Annotated in this window: 22 protein-coding genes; 14 read left to right on the top strand and 8 right to left on the bottom strand. The window is 62.3% G+C overall.

All coding sequences use genetic code 11. From position 1 onward, the window contains the following. Window positions 1-60: 60 nt before the first annotated feature. Window positions 61-507, bottom strand: coding sequence for a protoporphyrinogen oxidase HemJ (hemJ, locus tag V1294_RS03565; RefSeq protein WP_334495195.1), 447 nt, complete (start codon window positions 505-507; stop codon window positions 61-63). A 453-nt stretch (window positions 508-960) separates the two neighbouring features. Between hemJ and V1294_RS03560 the strand changes: the two genes are divergently transcribed. From V1294_RS03560 to dnaQ, 4 genes are read left to right on the top strand one after another with little or no spacing between them, the layout of a single operon-like run. Beyond that, window positions 961-1,800, top strand: coding sequence for a pyruvate, water dikinase regulatory protein (locus V1294_RS03560; protein WP_108520084.1), 840 nt, complete (start codon window positions 961-963; stop codon window positions 1,798-1,800). Window positions 1,801-1,810: 10 nt separating this feature from the next. After that, window positions 1,811-2,419 carry a Maf family protein gene (locus V1294_RS03555; protein WP_334487703.1) on the top strand — a complete coding sequence of 203 codons (609 nt, stop codon included), beginning with the start codon at window positions 1,811-1,813 and terminating at the stop codon, window positions 2,417-2,419. A 27-nt stretch (window positions 2,420-2,446) separates the two neighbouring features. Next, complete coding sequence (gene coaE, locus V1294_RS03550) at window positions 2,447-3,046, top strand: dephospho-CoA kinase (protein ID WP_334495193.1); 600 nt, start codon at window positions 2,447-2,449, stop codon at window positions 3,044-3,046. 29 nt (window positions 3,047-3,075) lie between these two features. Then, window positions 3,076-3,777 (top strand): DNA polymerase III subunit epsilon, encoded by a 702-nt coding sequence (gene dnaQ / locus V1294_RS03545; RefSeq protein WP_334495191.1) that lies wholly within the window; start codon window positions 3,076-3,078, stop codon window positions 3,775-3,777. A 139-nt stretch (window positions 3,778-3,916) separates the two neighbouring features. Here dnaQ and secB read toward each other — a convergent pair whose 3' ends face one another. Then, window positions 3,917-4,405 (bottom strand): protein-export chaperone SecB, encoded by a 489-nt coding sequence (gene secB / locus V1294_RS03540; RefSeq protein WP_247833602.1) that lies wholly within the window; start codon window positions 4,403-4,405, stop codon window positions 3,917-3,919. 450 nt (window positions 4,406-4,855) lie between these two features. On the opposite strand from secB, the gene V1294_RS03535 reads away from it, so the two are divergent. The 3 genes from V1294_RS03535 to V1294_RS03525 are packed head-to-tail and all read left to right on the top strand — an operon-like array spanning window position 4,856 to window position 7,717. Further along, window positions 4,856-5,557, top strand: coding sequence for a Tim44/TimA family putative adaptor protein (locus V1294_RS03535; protein WP_334487695.1), 702 nt, complete (start codon window positions 4,856-4,858; stop codon window positions 5,555-5,557). Next, window positions 5,481-7,124: a murein transglycosylase A gene (gene mltA / locus V1294_RS03530; protein WP_442895315.1), complete on the top strand. Its 1,644-nt coding sequence runs from the start codon at window positions 5,481-5,483 to the stop codon at window positions 7,122-7,124. The genes V1294_RS03535 and mltA overlap by 77 nt, the downstream gene beginning before the upstream one ends. Next, the gene (locus tag V1294_RS03525) at window positions 7,121-7,717 is read left to right on the top strand and encodes a Smr/MutS family protein (RefSeq protein ID WP_334495187.1); all 597 of its coding nucleotides are present in this window, start codon (window positions 7,121-7,123) and stop codon (window positions 7,715-7,717) included. Before mltA ends, V1294_RS03525 begins: the two co-directional genes overlap by 4 nt. Before the next feature lie 5 nt (window positions 7,718-7,722). Here V1294_RS03525 and V1294_RS03520 read toward each other — a convergent pair whose 3' ends face one another. The 6 genes from V1294_RS03520 to hslV all read right to left on the bottom strand — a co-directional run bounded on the left by V1294_RS03520 (window position 7,723) and on the right by hslV (window position 13,176). After that, the gene (locus V1294_RS03520) at window positions 7,723-8,844 is read right to left on the bottom strand and encodes a hypothetical protein (RefSeq protein ID WP_334504479.1); all 1,122 of its coding nucleotides are present in this window, start codon (window positions 8,842-8,844) and stop codon (window positions 7,723-7,725) included. Window positions 8,845-9,059: 215 nt separating this feature from the next. Continuing rightward, on the bottom strand, window positions 9,060-10,361 hold the full coding sequence (hslU, locus tag V1294_RS03515; RefSeq protein ID WP_334495185.1) for an ATP-dependent protease ATPase subunit HslU: 1,302 nt from the start codon (window positions 10,359-10,361) through the stop codon (window positions 9,060-9,062). 10 nt (window positions 10,362-10,371) lie between these two features. Continuing rightward, the gene (locus V1294_RS03510) at window positions 10,372-11,448 is read right to left on the bottom strand and encodes a hypothetical protein (protein ID WP_334504477.1); all 1,077 of its coding nucleotides are present in this window, start codon (window positions 11,446-11,448) and stop codon (window positions 10,372-10,374) included. Window positions 11,449-11,515: 67 nt separating this feature from the next. Then, complete coding sequence (locus tag V1294_RS03505; RefSeq protein ID WP_334495183.1) at window positions 11,516-12,127, bottom strand: DUF2585 domain-containing protein; 612 nt, start codon at window positions 12,125-12,127, stop codon at window positions 11,516-11,518. Next, on the bottom strand, window positions 12,124-12,609 hold the full coding sequence (locus tag V1294_RS03500) for a GNAT family N-acetyltransferase (protein WP_334495181.1): 486 nt from the start codon (window positions 12,607-12,609) through the stop codon (window positions 12,124-12,126). The genes V1294_RS03505 and V1294_RS03500 overlap by 4 nt, the downstream gene beginning before the upstream one ends. 15 nt (window positions 12,610-12,624) lie before the next feature. Next, window positions 12,625-13,176 carry an ATP-dependent protease subunit HslV gene (gene hslV, locus V1294_RS03495; RefSeq protein WP_334487680.1) on the bottom strand — a complete coding sequence of 184 codons (552 nt, stop codon included), beginning with the start codon at window positions 13,174-13,176 and terminating at the stop codon, window positions 12,625-12,627. Window positions 13,177-13,361: 185 nt separating this feature from the next. On the opposite strand from hslV, the gene hisB reads away from it, so the two are divergent. The 7 genes from hisB to coaA all read left to right on the top strand — a co-directional run bounded on the left by hisB (window position 13,362) and on the right by coaA (window position 18,075). Next, window positions 13,362-13,955 (top strand): imidazoleglycerol-phosphate dehydratase HisB, encoded by a 594-nt coding sequence (gene hisB, locus V1294_RS03490; protein WP_334495178.1) that lies wholly within the window; start codon window positions 13,362-13,364, stop codon window positions 13,953-13,955. Window positions 13,956-13,994: 39 nt separating this feature from the next. Further along, window positions 13,995-14,525 carry a DUF2628 domain-containing protein gene (locus V1294_RS03485; RefSeq protein ID WP_334495176.1) on the top strand — a complete coding sequence of 177 codons (531 nt, stop codon included), beginning with the start codon at window positions 13,995-13,997 and terminating at the stop codon, window positions 14,523-14,525. Next, window positions 14,522-15,172, top strand: a complete 651-nt coding sequence (gene hisH, locus V1294_RS03480; protein ID WP_334495174.1) for an imidazole glycerol phosphate synthase subunit HisH — start codon at window positions 14,522-14,524, stop codon at window positions 15,170-15,172. Before V1294_RS03485 ends, hisH begins: the two co-directional genes overlap by 4 nt. Further along, complete coding sequence (hisA, locus tag V1294_RS03475; protein WP_334495173.1) at window positions 15,160-15,909, top strand: 1-(5-phosphoribosyl)-5-[(5-phosphoribosylamino)methylideneamino]imidazole-4-carboxamide isomerase; 750 nt, start codon at window positions 15,160-15,162, stop codon at window positions 15,907-15,909. Before hisH ends, hisA begins: the two co-directional genes overlap by 13 nt. A gap of 10 nt (window positions 15,910-15,919) precedes the next feature. Further along, complete coding sequence (gene hisF / locus V1294_RS03470; protein ID WP_334495172.1) at window positions 15,920-16,696, top strand: imidazole glycerol phosphate synthase subunit HisF; 777 nt, start codon at window positions 15,920-15,922, stop codon at window positions 16,694-16,696. A gap of 83 nt (window positions 16,697-16,779) precedes the next feature. Next, the gene (locus V1294_RS03465) at window positions 16,780-17,103 is read left to right on the top strand and encodes a phosphoribosyl-ATP diphosphatase (protein ID WP_214488182.1); all 324 of its coding nucleotides are present in this window, start codon (window positions 16,780-16,782) and stop codon (window positions 17,101-17,103) included. A 15-nt stretch (window positions 17,104-17,118) separates the two neighbouring features. Further along, entirely contained in the window at window positions 17,119-18,075 is a 957-nt protein-coding gene (gene coaA, locus V1294_RS03460; RefSeq protein ID WP_334487667.1) for a type I pantothenate kinase, read from the top strand. The last annotated feature ends 14 nt before the right edge of the window (window positions 18,076-18,089 follow it).

Below are 18,089 nucleotides of genomic sequence, written 5' to 3'. Positions count from 1 at the left end.
AGAAAATCGGCCGGCGCTTCGCAAGCCGGAGAGAAATCGCGGCATCGACGAAAGCCGAGGCTAGAACGGCTTCACGATCACCAGGATGACGATAAAGATCATCAGGACGGTAGGTACCTCATTGATTATACGATAGAATTTTTGGCTTCTGGTATTCTGGTCGGCGGCGAAATCCTTGACCAATCGCGAAAAAAAGCCGTGGACACCCGACAGGACGAGCACCAGCGTCAGTTTGGCGTGAAACCAGCCGGACGTGTACCAGTGCCCGCTCCAGGCCAGATAAAGCCCGGCCAGCCAGGTAACGATCATCGCCGGATTGATGATCGCTTTCAGCAGTCGCCATTCCATCACCTTGAAGGTCTCGGATTGCTTCGATCCGACCTCGGCCTCGCAATGATAGACGAACAACCGCGGCAGATAGAGCATGCCGGCCATCCAGGAGATGACCGCAATCACGTGCAGCGCCTTGATCCACGGATACGCGGTGATCGTGATCCACTCGTACATTGCAGTCGCCCGGCCTTGCTCGTCCCTGGAATGTTCCAACCATCTCAGCGTTGCGAAGAAGCGCTGCCAGCGTGGGACGCAAGACATATCCGCAAAGCACCGCTTCTCTAAACTAATAATTTTAGAATCTTAGGTTTGAGTCTAAGTGACCGTGATTATGACTCACACAAAACAATCCCGCATGTTTGCGAGGCTTGTTCACAGTCCTCCCCAATTTCGGCCGGACACTGCGTCATCCTGATAACGCCACGCGCATCAATTGCTTGCGCCGTTTCGTGGTCAGCTTATGAAGAGACAAATCCACACCTTCCCACTATCATGGCGATGAGCCGGCGGACTTGTCCTCTCGCGAGGCCCTGTGAAGAAATGTCCGGGTTATCCCTGACGTGGCGACCCAGGGCCAAATATCTTGGTTAAGCTCCACAGGGATTCACAGGATACACAGGGGTTTTGGTGCCCACGACCGGCAATTATTTTCATCTTCATCTGGTGTCCGACTCGACCGGCGAGACGCTGATCACGGTGGCCCGCGCGGTGGCCGCGCAATACGCTAATGTGACCGCGGTCGAACATGTCTATCCGCTGGTGCGCAGCCAGAAGCAGCTCGACCGCGTGCTCGACGAGATCGAGGAGGCGCCGGGCATCGTGCTCTTCACGCTCTTGGAAAAGGATCTGGTTGGCCGGCTGGAGGCCAAGTGCAGAGACATCAACATCCCGAGCCTGTCGATCATCGGCCCCGTGATGCAATTGTTCGAGGCCTATCTCGGCGCGGCGACGACGGGGAGGGTGGGCGCCCAGCACGTTCTGAACGCGGAATATTTCAAGCGCATCGATGCCTTGAACTACACCATGATCCATGACGACGGCCAACACGTCGAAGGTCTGGAAGATGCCGACGTGGTTCTGGTCGGCGTGTCCCGCACGTCGAAGACGCCGACCTCGATCTATCTTGCCAACCGTGGGGTCCGCACCGCGAACGTGCCGCTGGTGCCGGGCATTCCGCTGCCGCACCAGCTCGAGACATTGAAAAAGCCATTGGTCGTCAGCCTTCATGCGACGCCGGAGCGGTTGATCCAGGTCCGGCAAAACCGGTTGCTGAGCATGGGTGCCGATACCCCCAATGATGATTACATCGATCGTCAGGCGGTGGCCGATGAAGTCGCCTACGCCCGGAAACTGAGTGCCAAATTCAGTTGGGCGCAGCTCGACGTGACGCGCCGCTCAATCGAGGAAACCGCCGCGGCCGTGCTGAAACTGTTCACCGATCGGCAACGGCAGCGGCTTCCGGAATGACGCGGATACGATGACGATCTGGCGCGGAAAAGATCCATTGATCCTGGCGTCGCAAAGCCGCGCGCGGCACATGCTGCTCGGCAATGCCGGCATTCCCTTCGAGGCCGTTCCCGCCGATATCGACGAACGATCCGTCCAGAACAATTCGGGACTTTCCGCGCCGGGTGAAATCGCGGGCCTGCTGGCGCGCGAGAAGGCGTGCTTCGTATCGTCAAAAAATCCCGGCCGTTATGTCGTCGGCGCCGATCAGACGCTGGCTTTGGGAAACCGCCTGTTCAGCAAGCCGGCCGGCCGCGCGCAAGCCGCGGATCAATTGCGCCTGCTTGCCGGCCAAACACACGAACTGCATTCTGCCGTTGCGGTTGCCCGCGACGGCAAGATACTGTTTTCCGAAGTTTCGGTCGCACGCCTGACCATGCGCGCTCTGACCGGGTCGGAGATCAGAGCGTATCTGGACGAGGCTGGCGAAGCTGTGACATCCAGCGTCGGCGCCTATCAGCTCGAAGGGCTGGGCGTGCATCTGTTCGAGCGCATCGAGGGCGACCATTTTACGATCCTCGGCCTGCCGCTGCTGCCATTGCTGGCGTTCCTGCGCGGCGAGGGACTGCTCAATGTCTAGAATCATCTCTTTGGAAACGGCGATCTGATGCGCATTCTCGGTTTGACCGGCTCGATCGGGATGGGAAAATCCACCACCGCAAAGCTGTTCGCCGAGGCGGGCGTGCCAGTTTACGACGCCGATGCGGCCGTTCACAAAATCTATGAAGGCGAGGCGGCACCGGCAATCGAGGCGGCATTTCCCGGCACGACCGTGAATGGCAAGGTCGATCGCGCCAAGCTTTCCGCCAAGGTGGTGCATGATCAGGCGGCGATCAAACAGCTAGAGCAGATCGTTCACCCGATGCTCGGCGCCTCCCGCAAGAAATTCCTCGATGAAGCCGAGGCCTCCGGCGCACCCGTCGTGGTGATGGATATCCCGCTATTGTTCGAAACCGGCGGCGAGAAACGCGTCGATGCTGTCGTTGTGGTCTCAACCGATCCGGCGACGCAGCGCGAGCGGATACTGGCGCGCGGCACCATGACGTCAGAGGCGCTCGACGGCATTCTGGCGCGGCAATTGCCCGATGCTGAAAAGCGCAAGCGCGCGGATTTCGTGGTGGATACGTCGCACGGACTGGACCCGGTGCGCACGGCAATCCGCGACATTCTGGCCGAGGTCGTTAAGATGCCGCAGCGGCGAGTGTGATTCGCCTTTAGCTCCGGTTCCTGAAATCCATGCGCGAAATCGTTCTCGATACTGAAACCACTGGCCTCGACCCGCTGCGCGGCGACCGGCTGGTCGAGATCGGCTGCATCGAAATCTACAACCGGATGCCGACCGGGCAGACCTTCCATCGCTACATCAATCCCGAGCGCGACATGCCGGCGGAAGCGTTTGCCGTGCATGGCCTGTCCAGCGAGTTCCTTGCCAGCAAGCCGCTGTTTACGGAAGTGGTCGAGGAGTTCCTGGAGTTCATCGGCGACGCACCGCTGGTGATTCACAACGCTTCGTTCGACATTAGCTTCATCAATGCCGAGCTCGACCGCATCAAGCGGCAGCCGGTTTCACGAGATCGCCTGGTCGATACGTTGTTGCTGGCCCGTCGCAAGCATCCCGGCGTGTCGAACCGGCTGGACGATCTCTGCTCGCGCTATGCGATCGACAATTCCCGCCGCACCAAGCACGGCGCGCTGCTCGACGCCGAGCTCCTGGCCGAAGTCTATATCGACCTGATCGGGGCGCGGCAGTCGCAGCTCATACTGGCGTCGGACACCCGCGTTACTGTCAGCAATGGATTTGGCGAAGCGCCGCGCCGGCAACGCGAGGCGCCGCTCGCGCCGCGAATCACCGAGGCGGACCGTGAAATCCATCGTGCCTTCGTCGCCACCTTGGGCGACAAGCCGATCTGGAACGATTTTCTGCCCGCCGCCGGCTAGCGCAGGCAGGTTCGGCCGAAACGGCGGACCATTTCGTGTCCCTGACGCAAGCAGGTGCGAGCGCTGCCAACCAAGCCCCATTCTACTTTGCATGGGGTTGTTTTCGCGATTTTGTGGGCTGCGCGCTGTGTCGCTGGCTTCAGCTCGGCTTTGCGCCGGAAGCAGCCTGGGCGGCAGCCTGCCGCTCCATGTTCTGGCGGTACAGGCCGACGAAATCGACGGGATCGAGCATCAGCGGCGGGAAACCGCCATCGCGGACCGCGGTGGCAATGATCTCGCGGGCGAACGGGAACAGCAACCGCGGGCATTCGATCATGACCAGCGGATGCAGGTTCTCCTTCGGCACATTGACGATGCGGAACACGCCGGCATAGGCGAGTTCGAAGCTGAACATCACCTTTCCGGCGTTTTCAGCTTTGCCCTCGATCGAAAGCGTCACTTCGAACTCGCTTTCCGAGAGATTGTTCGCGGAAACGTTGATCTGGATGTTGATCGCCGGCTGCTGCTGCTGCGGCGCCAGGGAGGAGGGCGCGTTCGGATTCTCGAACGACAGGTCCTTGGTGTATTGCGCCAGCACGTTGAGCTGGGGAGGTGCCTGCTCTTGGGGCGCGCCATTACCGTTGGTCATGAAACTTTCTCCTGAAGCGCTGCCGAGCGGAGACCGGTTGTCGTCTGAATTTCGCTCGATGGGGTGGGAATGCCTTTTCCGCGCGAGTGGCTATCATAGCCCCGCCTCGTTCCACAAGGATGACGGGCCGGCGGCGGACCCGTGAGAGCCGCGAAATGTGGCGGATATGCCCTAATACGGTCCTGCCGGCCGCCCAATACGTGCCCTAAATAATTGAATATGCGTGATTTCCGGACACGATCGGGTTTCCCCTCGCCCCCAAACGCGCTACAATTCACCCGCGCCAAAACGCGCCATTGGCCGGGCGAAGTTTCATGCCTACATGCTGCAGTCTCAATCGATGATGCAATCTCTGCCGTTCTCAGGGAAAACTCGTAAGAGAGCTTCTCACCAGGGAACGCTCGACCGCCGGGCCCGTTGCCGGCGTTAGAACCAGAAAGCGAATACGACGTGGATATTTACACCATCATCTTCCTGGCGCTGGCGGTCTTTATCTTCCTGCGCCTGCGCAGCGTCCTCGGACAGCGCACCGGAAGCGAACGGCCGCCTTATGATCGCGCCGCGCCCAACGTCGTGCAGCGAACGCAGGACAATAACGCCGTCCCGATACCAGGTGCGGTGATCGATCAGGCGCCGCTGGCGCCGAGCGCCGATGTCGCGCCGGCCGACCGCTGGAAAGGCATTGCCGAGCCGGGCACGCCGCTTGCCGCAGGCCTCGACGCCATTACCGCCCAGGACTCCTCGTTCGATCCCAGGCACTTCATCTCCGGCGCCCGCGGCGCCTACGAGATGATCGTGCTGGCCTTCGCCAATGGCGACCGCCGCGCGCTGAAGGATCTCCTGTCTAGCGAGGTCTATGAGAGCTTCGAGGCCGTGATCAAGGATCGCGAGAAGCACGAGCAGAAAACCGAAACGCGGTTTGTTTCGATCGACAAGGCCGAGCTGGTGGGTGCGGAAGCCCGCGACCGCGCGGCGCAACTGACTGTTCGTTTCGTGTCGCAGATGATCTCGGTCACCCGCGACAGGACCGGCGCCATTGTCGATGGCAATCCCGATAAGGTCGCCGATATCACCGATGTCTGGACATTCGCCCGCGACACGAGCTCTCGCGATCCGAACTGGAAGCTGGTTGGCACTGGAAGCGCGGCCTGAGACGCGACGCCTTGCGAGGCTCGCGTTTGGCGTGATCGCTTTGGCGTGTTCGCTGGCTCCGGTGGATGCCCTTGCGGCACGTCATGCGCGTTCGCAAAAGCCTTCGCATCCGCCGTCCGTCCGTCACCTGCCATATCCGCCACTTGAATTGCCGTTTCAGATCAGCGGCGGTCAGTATGCCCCGGTCGCATGGTCCGGGATCGCGGGCTGGAGCGAGGACGATCATCTCGCCGCCTACAAGGCGTTTCGGGTGAGCTGCAGGCCGATATCGGCGCAACGAACGCCGCCGGCCGATCCGAAGGCGCTCGGCACTTCGCTGCGCGATCCCTGCCTCGTCGCGAGAGGCCTGGAACTGTCCGACGGACTGAAGGCAAAAGCTTTCTTCGAGGATCATTTTCTCCCCTTGCGGATTTCGCGGCTTGGCGAAGGCGAGGGTTTTGTCACCGGCTATTACGAGCCCATCGTCGACGGCTCGCGGACGGAGAACGAGGTCTACAAGGTGCCGGTCTATCGCCGGCCGTCCAATCTGTTCGTCCGCGGCACCACACAGAGCTCGGCCGGCTTGCCGAACAAGGGCCAGGTGTTCCGCAAGATCGGCCGCCGCAAGCTGGTGCCCTATTACGATCGGGCTGAGATCGAGGACGGCGCGATTGAAGGCCGCGGCCTCGAAATCTGCTGGCTGAAGGAACAGACCGACCTGCTGTTCTCGCAGATCCAGGGTTCGGCGCGGGTCAGCCTCGACGACGGCTCGACCGTTCGTATCAATTACGATGCCCATAATGGCTATCCCTATACGGCGGTCGGCCGCATCCTGATCGAGCGCAACATCATCCCCAAGGATCAGATGTCGATGCAGAAGATCCGGGAGTGGATGGAGCAGAACCCCAATGAGGCCGACGAGCTGCGGCGGCAGAACAAGTCCTACGTCTTCTTCCGCGAGGTGCAGCTTTCCGACAAGGACGAAGCGGTCGGCGCCCAGGGCGTGCCGTTGACGCCGGGGCGGTCGATCGCGGTCGACAAGTCGCTGCATGTCTATGGCACGCCGTTCTTCATCGAAGGCGAGCTGCCGATCGAAACGGAGCAATCGAAGACACCGTTCCGCCGCCTGATGATTGCGCAGGACACCGGCTCGGCCATCGTCGGCCCGGCGCGCGCCGATCTCTATTTCGGCGCCGGTCTCGACGCCGGCAAGGTTGCCGGCCGTCTCCGCCACAATGCGCGCTTCGTCATCCTGGTGCCGAAGAGCCTCGATCCGGTGGCGCGCGGCCGCAAGATGCCGGTGCCCGACCAGCGGCCGTCGGAGACGATCGCTAAATTGTTCCCGCAAACCGATCCGCCGAAGGACCAGAAGAACGCTGCGAAGCCGCCCGAGGTGACCGCGGCGACCACCGCCAGGCCCGCGGCTCAGGCAGCACCGCCGACACCGGCAGCGGCGCCTTCGCAAATCCCGGCCGTGCAGGCTGCCGTGACAAAGCCGGTGCCGCTGCCCGAGCCGCGGCCGAAGCTTGAAGCGGCCTCCGTAAAGCCGCATCAGCGTCATTTGCGCCGATATCGCCATCATCGATGAAGCGCCGGCCGTCGAGTTTGATTCCCGAATTGCCGGAGCCGCCGCGACGCAAGCGCGGACTGAGCGAAGAGGACCGCGCGCTGTGGGAGAGCGTCGCCAAGCAGGTCAAGCCGTTGCGCAAACGGCACCGCCCTTCGAAGCCGCCGGCCGCCTCGACCGAAGCCGATAGCAAAGTCGCGCCGAAACCCGCCGCTTCGCCGAGGCACGTCGCCCCGGCACGAATCGTTGCTCCTTCAAAGCCGGAACCGCCGCCATTGGCGCCGATCGGCCGCCGCGAACGGTCGCATCTGTCGCGCGGGCGGAAGGAGATCGACGCCCGGCTCGACCTGCATGGCATGACGCAGACGAGGGCGCATCGCGCGCTGTTCGGCTTCCTGCAGCGCGCCCATCATGACGGGCTGACCTTCGTGCTCATCATCACCGGCAAGGGCAAGATCGGCGCCGAATCCGAGCGCGGCGTGCTCCGCCGCCAGGTGCCGCTATGGCTCGACCTGCCGGAATTCCGCTCGCTGGTGGTCGGCTTCGAGGAAGCCCATATCGGCCATGGCGGCGAGGGCGCCTTGTACGTCAGGGTGCGGAGATCGAGAACTTAGACCTGTCAGAACGGCCGCACGATCCCGACTCGCGGAATCAGGGTCACGATCCAGCCGAACACCATTGTCTTCCGGTCATCGCCCGGTATCGGCGGCACTTCTTTTGAAGGCAGCGTCTTCACCGCGTGCAGGATCAGGAACAGGCACACCGCCCAGTTCGAAATCCACCTCGAGTAATCGAAGATCATCGCGAACATGATGAGATAGCCGAGGCTGACGACGACGATTGCGGCCGTGACGATCCAGCGATGTGCTTCTATTGATAACGCTGCGATCAGATTGACGAAATATCGACAGAGCGGCGTGTGCAGCCAGATCAGGAGCGCAAATACGGGAATGCCGAGGAGGTTGTGCGGCAGCCGCTGCCAGGTATCCAGAACTTCCTTCGAGAGTGGCTGGTACCAGATATAGCCAAAGCTCAGCAGCTTGGTTTGCGATGGGTCGGCCATCCGGCTCTGCAGATAGGCGACGAACTCCGCCTCCGGTACCGCCATCGTGCCGTAGAATTGCGCGGCGATGAAGAGCAGGCCTATGGCCGCGAGCGATGCCATGCCAACAGCGGCGTTCTGTCGGCTCACGCCCTGCACGAGGTAATGACGCAACGCCACGATGGCGGCGATCGTCGGTACATACATCAGCAGATGAATGTGATGGATCAGAACAAGCATGATCGAAAACGCCGCGGCAAGCAACACATAGGCAAGCGAACGTGCCGGAACCAGCAGCAGACAGATCGCAAGCAGGCATCCGTAGATGTCGAAGTGCCCGAGCGTGTGCATAAAATTCTTCAGGAAAAACGGCGAGCCCGCCATGAACATGAACAGCGGCAAATGCTTTTGATCAAAACCAAACGTTCGGCGGAATAACTGTACGAACAGCCCTGCCGTCACCAGCCACACCGTGCCGCTGAGCACAAACACCAGCCACACCGGCACCTTGGCCGTGAACAGCGAGACGATCGCGCCGATCAGGGCGCGCTTGGTGAAGCCGAAATGATAATCGACCAGCAGATGGAGGTAGGGGACGTAAGGCGGCAGCGCGATCTTGTGCCAGAACACCCCGACCAGCACGGCGCCATTGACGGCAAGCATCAAGCGCCAGGGGTTTTCCCATAGCCGCAAATTCAGGTTCATCGTCGTCCCGGCCAAGCGATAGCGCGAGCCGGGACCCATAACCACAGGCCGGCGTCACAGACGGGATAGCGGCCCCAGCGAGAGCGCACAATGAAGATTTGTGGTTGTGAGCGCGTAGCCCGGATGGAGCGCAGCGCAATCCGGGAACGGTGAATCCACGTGCGCAAGGCCCCGGATTTGCGCTGCGCTCCATCCGGGCCACGAAATGCCTACAAAATAAACCGGCTCAAATCGGCGTTCTTGGCGAGGTCGCCGACGTGCTTCTGCACGTAATCGGCGTCGACCTTGATGGTCTCGCCATGCCGGTCCGGCGCGGCGAATGAAATCTCATCGAGCACCCGCTCCATCACCGTCTGCAGCCGCCGCGCGCCGATATTCTCCACCGTCGAATTGACGGCGACCGCGATATCCGCCAGCGCGTCGATGGCGCTGTCGGTGATGTCGAGCGTGACGCCTTCGGTCTGCAGCAGCGCGACATATTGCTTGATCAGCGAGGCCTCCGGCTCGGTCAGGATGCGGCGCATGTCGTCGCGTGTCAGCGCTTCCAGCTCGACGCGGATCGGTAGCCGCCCCTGCAGTTCCGGCAACAGGTCCGAGGGCTTTGAGATATGGAACGCGCCGGAGGCGATGAACAGGATGTGGTCGGTCTTGACCGCGCCGTGCTTGGTCGAGACCGTGGTGCCTTCGATCAGCGGCAACAGGTCGCGCTGCACGCCCTCGCGCGAAACGTCGCCGCCAGTACGGCCGTCGCGCACGCAGATCTTGTCGATCTCGTCGAGAAACACGATGCCGTTGTTCTCGACCGCGTTGATGGCTTCCAGTACCAGCTGATCGCTGTCCAGCAATTTGTCGGATTCCTCGTTGACGAGAATCTCGTGCGAGCTTTCGACCGTCAGGCGGCGGGTCTTGGTTCGCCCGCCCATCTTTCCGAAGATATCGCCGATCGAAATCGCGCCCATCTGCGCGCCCGGCATTCCCGGGATCTCGAACATCGGCATGCCGCCGGAGGATTGCGTCTCGATCTCGATTTCCTTGTCGTTGAGCTCGCCGGCGCGCAGCTTCCTGCGGAAGGAATCGCGGGTGCCGGGGCTCGACGCCGGTCCGACCAGCGCATCTAGCACGCGTTCTTCGGCGGCTTGCTGCGCGCGGGCCTGCACGTCCTTGCGCTTGCGCTCGCGGACCTGCACGATCGCGACCTCGACGAGGTCGCGGATGATCTGCTCGACGTCGCGGCCGACATAGCCGACCTCGGTGAACTTGGTGGCCTCGACCTTGATGAAGGGCGCGTTGGCCAGCTTCGCCAGCCGCCGCGCGATCTCGGTCTTGCCGACGCCGGTCGGCCCGATCATCAGGATGTTTTTCGGCAGCACCTCTTCGCGCAAGCTGCCGGTGAGCTGCAGCCGCCGCCAGCGGTTACGCAGCGCGATCGATACCGCGCGCTTGGCGTCGGCCTGGCCGACAATGAAGCGGTCGAGTTCGGAGACGATTTCACGGGGAGAAAAGTCGGTCATACGTACATTCTTACACGGATAGGGTTGGTTGCGGGAGGCGACGCGCGAGCGTCGATGGTGCCAATTTCAATATCCCGGCCCGAAGTGGCTTCCATCCGGCGCTGAGCAACAGCACGAAAGCGCCGAGGGTCAGGATTGTGAGCGGGGTCGTTATGTCGGAAAGGCCCGCCTGGCGGATCAGAGTCCAGAAGGCGCCTCCTGCATAGACGAGACCGGATACCAGCAGAGCGCGGCGGTCGATCAGGACCGCGACAAGGCTAAGTGCCAGAAACACGGCCACTACGGCAACAGCAGGTTTGGGTTCGAGTTTCGCGCCCACGTCGAACACGCCACCAATTAACGAGTGTACGATGAGCGGCGCAGCAAGCAGATGTAGCCAGAAGGCAATATCGGTTCGGCGTGTTAGCCGTTCCGGATCCGTCATGTCAAACCGCATGGCCAAGCCAAAAATAGCGAGGCCGCAAACGAAAGTCAGGGCGCTGTACGCGCCGTGCGGTAGCTGCGGAAAAAGCCCATAAGCTAGTCCTATGACTGTGAGCAGCAACGCGCCGCACCCCGCCGCGATAGTTATGGGCACCCGAAAGCGCCAGTAGTGCAGTGCCGTCAGCAGCACGGTCATAAATGCGGCGCTCGCCAACGTCGCTGGCTCGAACCCACCAAGTCCGAAAAGCCCCGATGCAGATAGCGGGCGGCTGTATAGCCCAGCGTCCGCCCCGAGAAAGACGGCGCTGGCGGCGAAAGCGGCCCAGGCAAATACGATCAGGAGAACGATGCTTGGTAACGCCATGCGCCGCTGCCGGGTGAAGAATTCGGCGAGTAGCCAGGCTGTAACGGCGACTGCTATCCACATACCAACCGGCCCACTGGATGACAGGGCAAAATAGCCGACCGCCCCAATGAACATGGCAAGGCCAATGGTGACAAAGATGTCGCTGAAGCCGCTGATGAAGCGAAGCTGTTCGTCGTCGGGCGAGACAGGCAATTCCGGCGGCTCGCCGGCATTTTCCAACGCGCGCAGGCGTTCGGCCTGTTCGGCCGTGATAATTCCGCGCTCAACGCCTTTCGCCAAAATCTCGCTTGCAATCATCGACACTGGACCTCTGGAGTTAAGTAAGCCGGATCAGGCCTGTCGCAAGCAGCCGACACAATCGTCTCTAGATAATCGGCGGTCCGCCTTGCCAAACCTTGATCGCCTCGAAGGGGTGAATCAGCATGATGATGTTGAGCGTCAGATTGTCGCGAATGTGGAGCGTCATTACGAGTTCGAACAACAGCGCCACCGCCACCGTGATGGCGACCGGAAGCCTTTTTGCCAAAAGGAAGCCGCCGATCATCGCAAGTGAATCGGAGATCGAATTGACAATGGTATCGCCGAAATAATCCAGCGAGATCGTGCCGGCGCGGTAGCGGTTGATGATCCAGTCGGAATTTTCGACCAGTTCCCAGCCGCCTTCCACCAGCATGGCAAGGATCAGGCGGCCCTGCCAGGCGAGGCGAGGGAAGGCGAGGAAGGTTGCGCCGTAGAACAGGATGCCATGCAGGATGTGCGACAGCGTGTACCAGTCGGCGATGTGCTGCGAATTCTCCGAACTCTGCACCACGCCGTGCCAGAGTTTTACATAGCCGCAGGCGCAGATCGGCAGACGGCCCATCCCGTACAGGATCGCGGCTTGAGCTGCGAGGATGCCGGCTGCGATCAACGCCCAATGCCACGTCGAAAGCGCGCGGATGACCGGGGCTTTGTCGATACTGCTGGTGGAGGTCATGCGTTGCGGACCATCAATAGAGCGGGGCCATCAGGTGTATCGACCATACCCGCTTTTTCAAAGCCCGCTTTCTCGTAGGCGCGAACGGCCCGGGTGTTGGCCGGATCGGGATCGGTGACAATGCGCGGCGCACCATTCCTCAAGCGCTCGTCGACGAAGGCGCGAATGAACGCCGAACCGTGGCCGCGTTCAATCATGCCGGGCTCGCCGATGAACTGGTCGATACCGCTTGTGCCGCGCGGATGTACGCCAAACCCAGAATTCCACGCGGTTAGGTCGTAGCACTGCAGATAGGCGAAATCGCTGTTTCCTGCCGAGACGATGAATTGATCCATCGCGGGTTCATCGAGATCGCCGCTGACCAGCTCATACTGTTCCGATGGATCTCCCCACCATTGCACGACATGCGGCTCCGCCAGCCAGCGCCGAACCAGCGGCAGATCATTTGTCGTCATCGGGCGGAAGACATAGTCCGACGCCATGACCGGGGGCTCCCCTCAGAGCGTTTCGATCGTGACGTTGCGGTTGGTGTAGACGCAGATGTCGGCGGCGATATCGAGCGCGCGGCGCACGATGCTCTCGGCGTCCTTGTCGGTATCAACCAGCGCACGCGCCGCGGCGAGCGCATAATTGCCGCCCGAACCGATCGCCATCACGCCCGCTTCCGGCTCCAGCACGTCGCCGGTGCCGGTCAGGACCAGCGAGACGTCCTTGTCGGCGACGATCATCATGGCTTCCAGCCGGCGCAGATAGCGGTCGGTCCGCCAGTCCTTGGCAAGTTCGACCGCCGCGCGGGTCAATTGCCCGGGATACTGCTCAAGCTTGCTTTCCAGCCGCTCGAACAGGGTGAAAGCGTCGGCGGTCGCCCCGGCAAAGCCACCGATCACGTCGCCCTTGCCCAGTTTGCGGACCTTTTTGGCGTTCGACTTGATGACGGTCTGGCCGATCGAGACCTGGCCGTCACCGCCGATCACCACCTTGCCGCCCTTGCGGACCGTCAAAATCGTGGTGCCGTGCCAGATCGGCAGGCTGTTTTCAGATGCTTGCATGAATTGCCCTCGTTCCCGTCAGATTTAGGGGCTGGCGGGGAGGGTTACAATCGCGGCCGGGATTCCGGTCACCATAGGCCGAAGTTCAGCCTCCAAAAGCGTCATCCCGCAGTAGCGAAGGCGACATCCGCCTGTTAAAAGGGCCGCGTTTTCGGCCTCCAGGTGGCCAAAGGGAAGCAGTTTTCATGCGCATAGCGTCCATCAAGCGCAAGACCAAGGAAACCGACATCGAGGTCGCGGTAAACCTCGATGGCACGGGCGTGTCCAAGGTATCGACCGGCATCGGCTTTTTCGACCATATGCTCGACCTGCTGGCCCGGCATTCCCGCATCGACATCACCGTGAAGGCCGATGGCGACCTCCATGTCGACCACCACCACACCACCGAGGACGTCGGCATCGCGCTGGGCCAGGCCGTGAAACAGGCGCTCGGCACCATGGCCGGCATCACCCGCTACGCCTCGATCCACATGCCGATGGACGAGACGCTGTCGCGCGTCGTGATCGACATTTCGGGCCGGCCGGTGCTGGTGTTCAAGGTCGATTTTCCGCGCGACAAGGTCGGTCAATTCGATACCGAGCTGGTGCGCGAATGGTTCAACGCCTTCACCGTCAACGCCGGCGTGACTTTGCACGTCGAGACCTTATATGGCGAGAACAGCCATCATATCGCCGAATCCTGCTTCAAGGGTCTGGCGAGGGCGCTTCGTGCCGCGGTCGCGATCGATCCAAGCGCGGCCGGCGAAGTACCTTCCACCAAGGGTCAGCTCGGCGGCTGATTTCTTGTTCGCGTTTTTCGTTCGCGGCGGAGAGGTTCGATGCCGGTCTACACAGTGCATGCTCCCGTAGCCAACGGCGCCGATCTCGCGGCGACCGACAAGTTCGTCTTTGTCCGCGACGGCTTCCATTTCTGGGCCGCGGTTGCGAGTGTGATCTGGCTGTTGTGGCACCGGCTGTGGCTGGCGCTGATCGGCTGGATCGTTCTGATGATCGCCGTCCAGTTCGGGATGTCGGCGCTGGGCGCCAGCCGCGGCACGATCTTCATGGTCGTCGTCCTGATTGCGATCCTGATGGGATTCGAAGCGGCGACCTTAAGACGCTGGACCCTGTCGCGGCGCAAATGGCGCCAGCTCGATATCGTGGTCGCTGACGACGAGGAAACGGCCGAACGCCGGTTCTTCGAGCGCTGGACGGCCCGGCAGCGTGGCCTGACCAACGACCAATGGGCGGTCGACCGCGGCGCGCCGCCGCCAACCCGCAACATTCCGGGCCAGCCGTTCTCCAAACCGCCGCCATTGCCGCAAGGCGGGATCATCGGTCTGTTTCCGGAACCGGGAGGGCCGCGATGAGCGTTGCGATCATCGACTACGGCTCGGGTAATCTCCACTCGGCGGCAAAAGCCTTCGAGCGGGCCTCGCGGAGCATGGAAGAGCCGCAGAAGGTCGTGGTGACGCGCGATCCCGAGGCCGTGTATCGCGCCGACCGCATCGTGCTGCCCGGCGTCGGCGCCTTCGCCGATTGCCGCCGGGGCCTCGACGCCGTGGACGGCATGCTGGAAGCGATGACCGAGGCTGTGCGCGTCAAGGCGCGGCCGTTCTTCGGCATCTGCGTCGGCATGCAGCTGATGGCCACGCGCGGCAAGGAGCACGTCGTCACCGAGGGCTTCAACTGGATCGCGGGCGATGTCGAGAAGATTGCGCCGCGCGAGGAAAATTTGAAGATCCCGCACATGGGATGGAACACGCTCGATATGATCCGTGAACACCCGGTGCTGGAGCGGCTGCCGCTCGGACCGAAGGGACGCCACGCCTATTTCGTGCACTCCTATCATCTCAATGCCTCCAACGAGGCCGATGTGCTGGCGCGCGCCGATTACGGCGGGCCGGTGACCGCAATCGTCGGCAAGGACACCGCGATCGGCACGCAGTTTCACCCCGAGAAGAGCCAGCGCTTCGGCCTGGCCCTGATCTCGAATTTCCTGAAGTGGAAGCCGTGATTCTCTTTCCCGCCGTCGACCTGAAAAGCGGCCAGTGCGTGCGCCTCGAGCAGGGCGACATGGCGCGCGCGACCGTGTTCAACCTCGATCCCGCGGCGCAGGCGCGGTCCTTTGCCGAGCAGGGATTCGAATATCTGCACGTCGTCGATCTCGACGGCGCCTTTGCCGGCAAGCCGATGAATGCACTGGCGGTGGAGGCGATGCTCAAGGCCGTCACCATGCCGGTGCAGCTCGGCGGCGGCATTCGCGATCTCAAGACCGTGGAAGCCTGGCTGGACAAGGGAATTGCCCGCGTCATCATCGGCACGGCCGCGGTGCGCGATCCCGAGCTCGTGAAGAGCGCCGCGAGGAAATTTCCCGGCCGCGTCGCTGTTGGCCTCGATGCGCGCGACGGCAAGGTCGCCGTCGAAGGCTGGGCCGAGACCTCGCAGGTGACCGCGCTCGAAATCGCACAGCGTTTTGAGGATGCCGGCGTCGCCGCCATCATCTTCACCGACATCGCGCGCGACGGCCTTTTGAAGGGCCTAAACCTCGATGCGACGATTGCCCTTGCGGAGCGGATATCGATTCCCGTCATCGCGTCGGGCGGTTTCGCTTCGATCGATGACGTGAAAGCCTTGCTTGAGCCACGTGCCAAGAAGCTTGCGGGTGCGATTGCTGGCCGCGCGCTCTATGACGGCCGGCTCGATCCGACTGCGGCGTTGACGCTGATCCGCAACGCACGCGCCGCGGCTTAGGAGTATCGCCATGTTCAAGGTCCGCGTGATCCCCTGTCTCGATGTGAAAGATGGAAGGGTGGTCAAGGGCGTCAATTTCGTCGACCTGCGCGACGCCGGCGATCCGGTGGAAGCGGCGATTGCGTATGACGCGGCCGGGGCCGACGAATTGTGCTTCCTCGACATTACCGCGACCCATGAAAACCGCGGCACCATGCTGGATGTCGTCCGCCGCACGGCGGAGGCCTGCTTCATGCCGCTGACGGTCGGCGGCGGGGTCCGCACCATCGACGACATCAAGACGCTGCTGCGGTACGGAGCCGACAAGGTCTCGATCAATTCCGCCGCGGTCTCCAACCGTGAATTCGTCAAGCAGGCGGCCGAAAAATTCGGCGAGCAGTGCATCGTGGTCGCGATCGACGCCAAGCGGGTCAAGCGCGGCGGCGGCGGTGAGCGCTGGGAGATCTTCACCCATGGCGGGCGCAACTCCACCGGGATCGACGCCGTCGAATACGCGCAGGAAGTGGTATCGCTCGGCGCCGGCGAAATCCTGCTGACGTCAATGGACCGCGACGGCACAAGGCAGGGGTTCGACCTGCCGCTGACGCAGGCCATCGCCGACAGTGTCCCTGTACCGGTCATCGCCTCCGGCGGCGTCGGCAATCTCGACCATCTGGTCGACGGCATCCGCCAGGGCCACGCCACCGCGGTGCTGGCGGCCTCGATATTCCACTTCGGTGAATTTACCATACGCCAAGCCAAGGAGCACATGGTGCGCGCCGGCCTGCCGATGCGGCTCGATCCCTGACGACTCCCCGTCACAAAAGTGCTAAGTCCCTGATCGGGACGGCGTCGCGGCCTTCGGCCGGGCGCAAGTGTTGAGTTCGGTTGATGTCGCGTTTCACGATCCATGATCTGGCCGCCACCATCGATGCACGGGCCGCATCGGGAGGAGAGGCGTCCTACACCCGCAAATTGCTCGACAAGGGCGCGGAGCATTGCGCCAAGAAGCTGGGCGAGGAAGCGGTCGAGACCGTGATCGCGGCGGTCGAGAATGATCGGGACCACCTGATCGCCGAAAGCGCCGACCTGCTGTTTCACCTGCTGGTGCTTTTGAAGGCGCGCGGCGTCAAGCTCGATGAGGTCGAGGCCGCGCTGGCGCAGCGGACGTCGATGTCCGGGCTCGAGGAAAAGGCGTCGCGCAAGCGCGACTGACCGAGAGGGCAGTTCATGGATATCCGCACCCCCGACCAGCAATACAACCCCTACCGTATCTTCACCCGCGAGCAGTGGGCGCGCTTGCGCGACGATACGCCGATGACGCTGGAGCCGGGCGAATTCGAGCGGCTGCGCTCGATGCACGATCGCCTCGACATGCAGGAGGTGGAGGACATCTACCTGCCGCTGTCGCGCCTGTTGTCGATCTATGTCGACGCCACCCATCGTCTCTACCAGGCGCAGCGCCAGTTCCTCGGCATCCGCGACCGCAAGGTACCCTATATCATCGGCGTCGCCGGGTCGGTCGCGGTCGGCAAATCGACCACCGCGCGCGTGCTGCAGGCGCTGTTGGCGCGCTGGTCGCCGCGGCCCAAGGTCGACCTGGTGACGACAGACGGTTTTCTGTTTCCCAATGCCGTGCTCGAGCGGCAGGGGCTGATGCAGAAAAAAGGCTTTCCCGAGAGCTACGACCTGCCGATGCTGCTGTCGTTCCTCTCCGACATCAAGGCCGGCCGCCGGCCAGTGCGCGCGCCGGTCTATTCGCATCTGGTCTACGACATCGTGCCGAACCAGTGGATAGAAGTCGACCGCCCGGACATCCTGATTGTCGAAGGCGTCAACGTGCTGCAGACCGGCCGCCTGCCGCGTGATGGCAAGGCGGTGCCGGTGGTGTCCGACTTCTTCGATTTCTCGGTCTATATCGATGCCGAGGAGCCGGTGCTGCGCGAATGGTATGTGCGGCGCTTCCTCGCACTCAGGGATACCGCGTTCCACGATCCCAAATCGTACTTCCATCGCTACGCAGTCTTGTCGGACGAGGAGGCCACGGCGACCGCGATCGCGATCTGGGAACGCACCAACCTCGCCAATCTCGAGGACAATATTCTGCCGACCCGGCCGCGCGCGACGCTGATCCTGAAAAAGCGCGCCGATCATCTGGTCGAGACGGTGGCGCTACGGCGGCTGTGACATAAGCGTCGGTT

Source organism: Bradyrhizobium sp. AZCC 1678, assembly GCF_036924765.1.
Classification (GTDB): Bacteria; Pseudomonadota; Alphaproteobacteria; order Rhizobiales; family Xanthobacteraceae; genus Bradyrhizobium; species Bradyrhizobium algeriense.
Note: the sequence above shows the minus strand (reverse complement) of the source record. Positions and strands in the feature narration are given on the sequence as shown.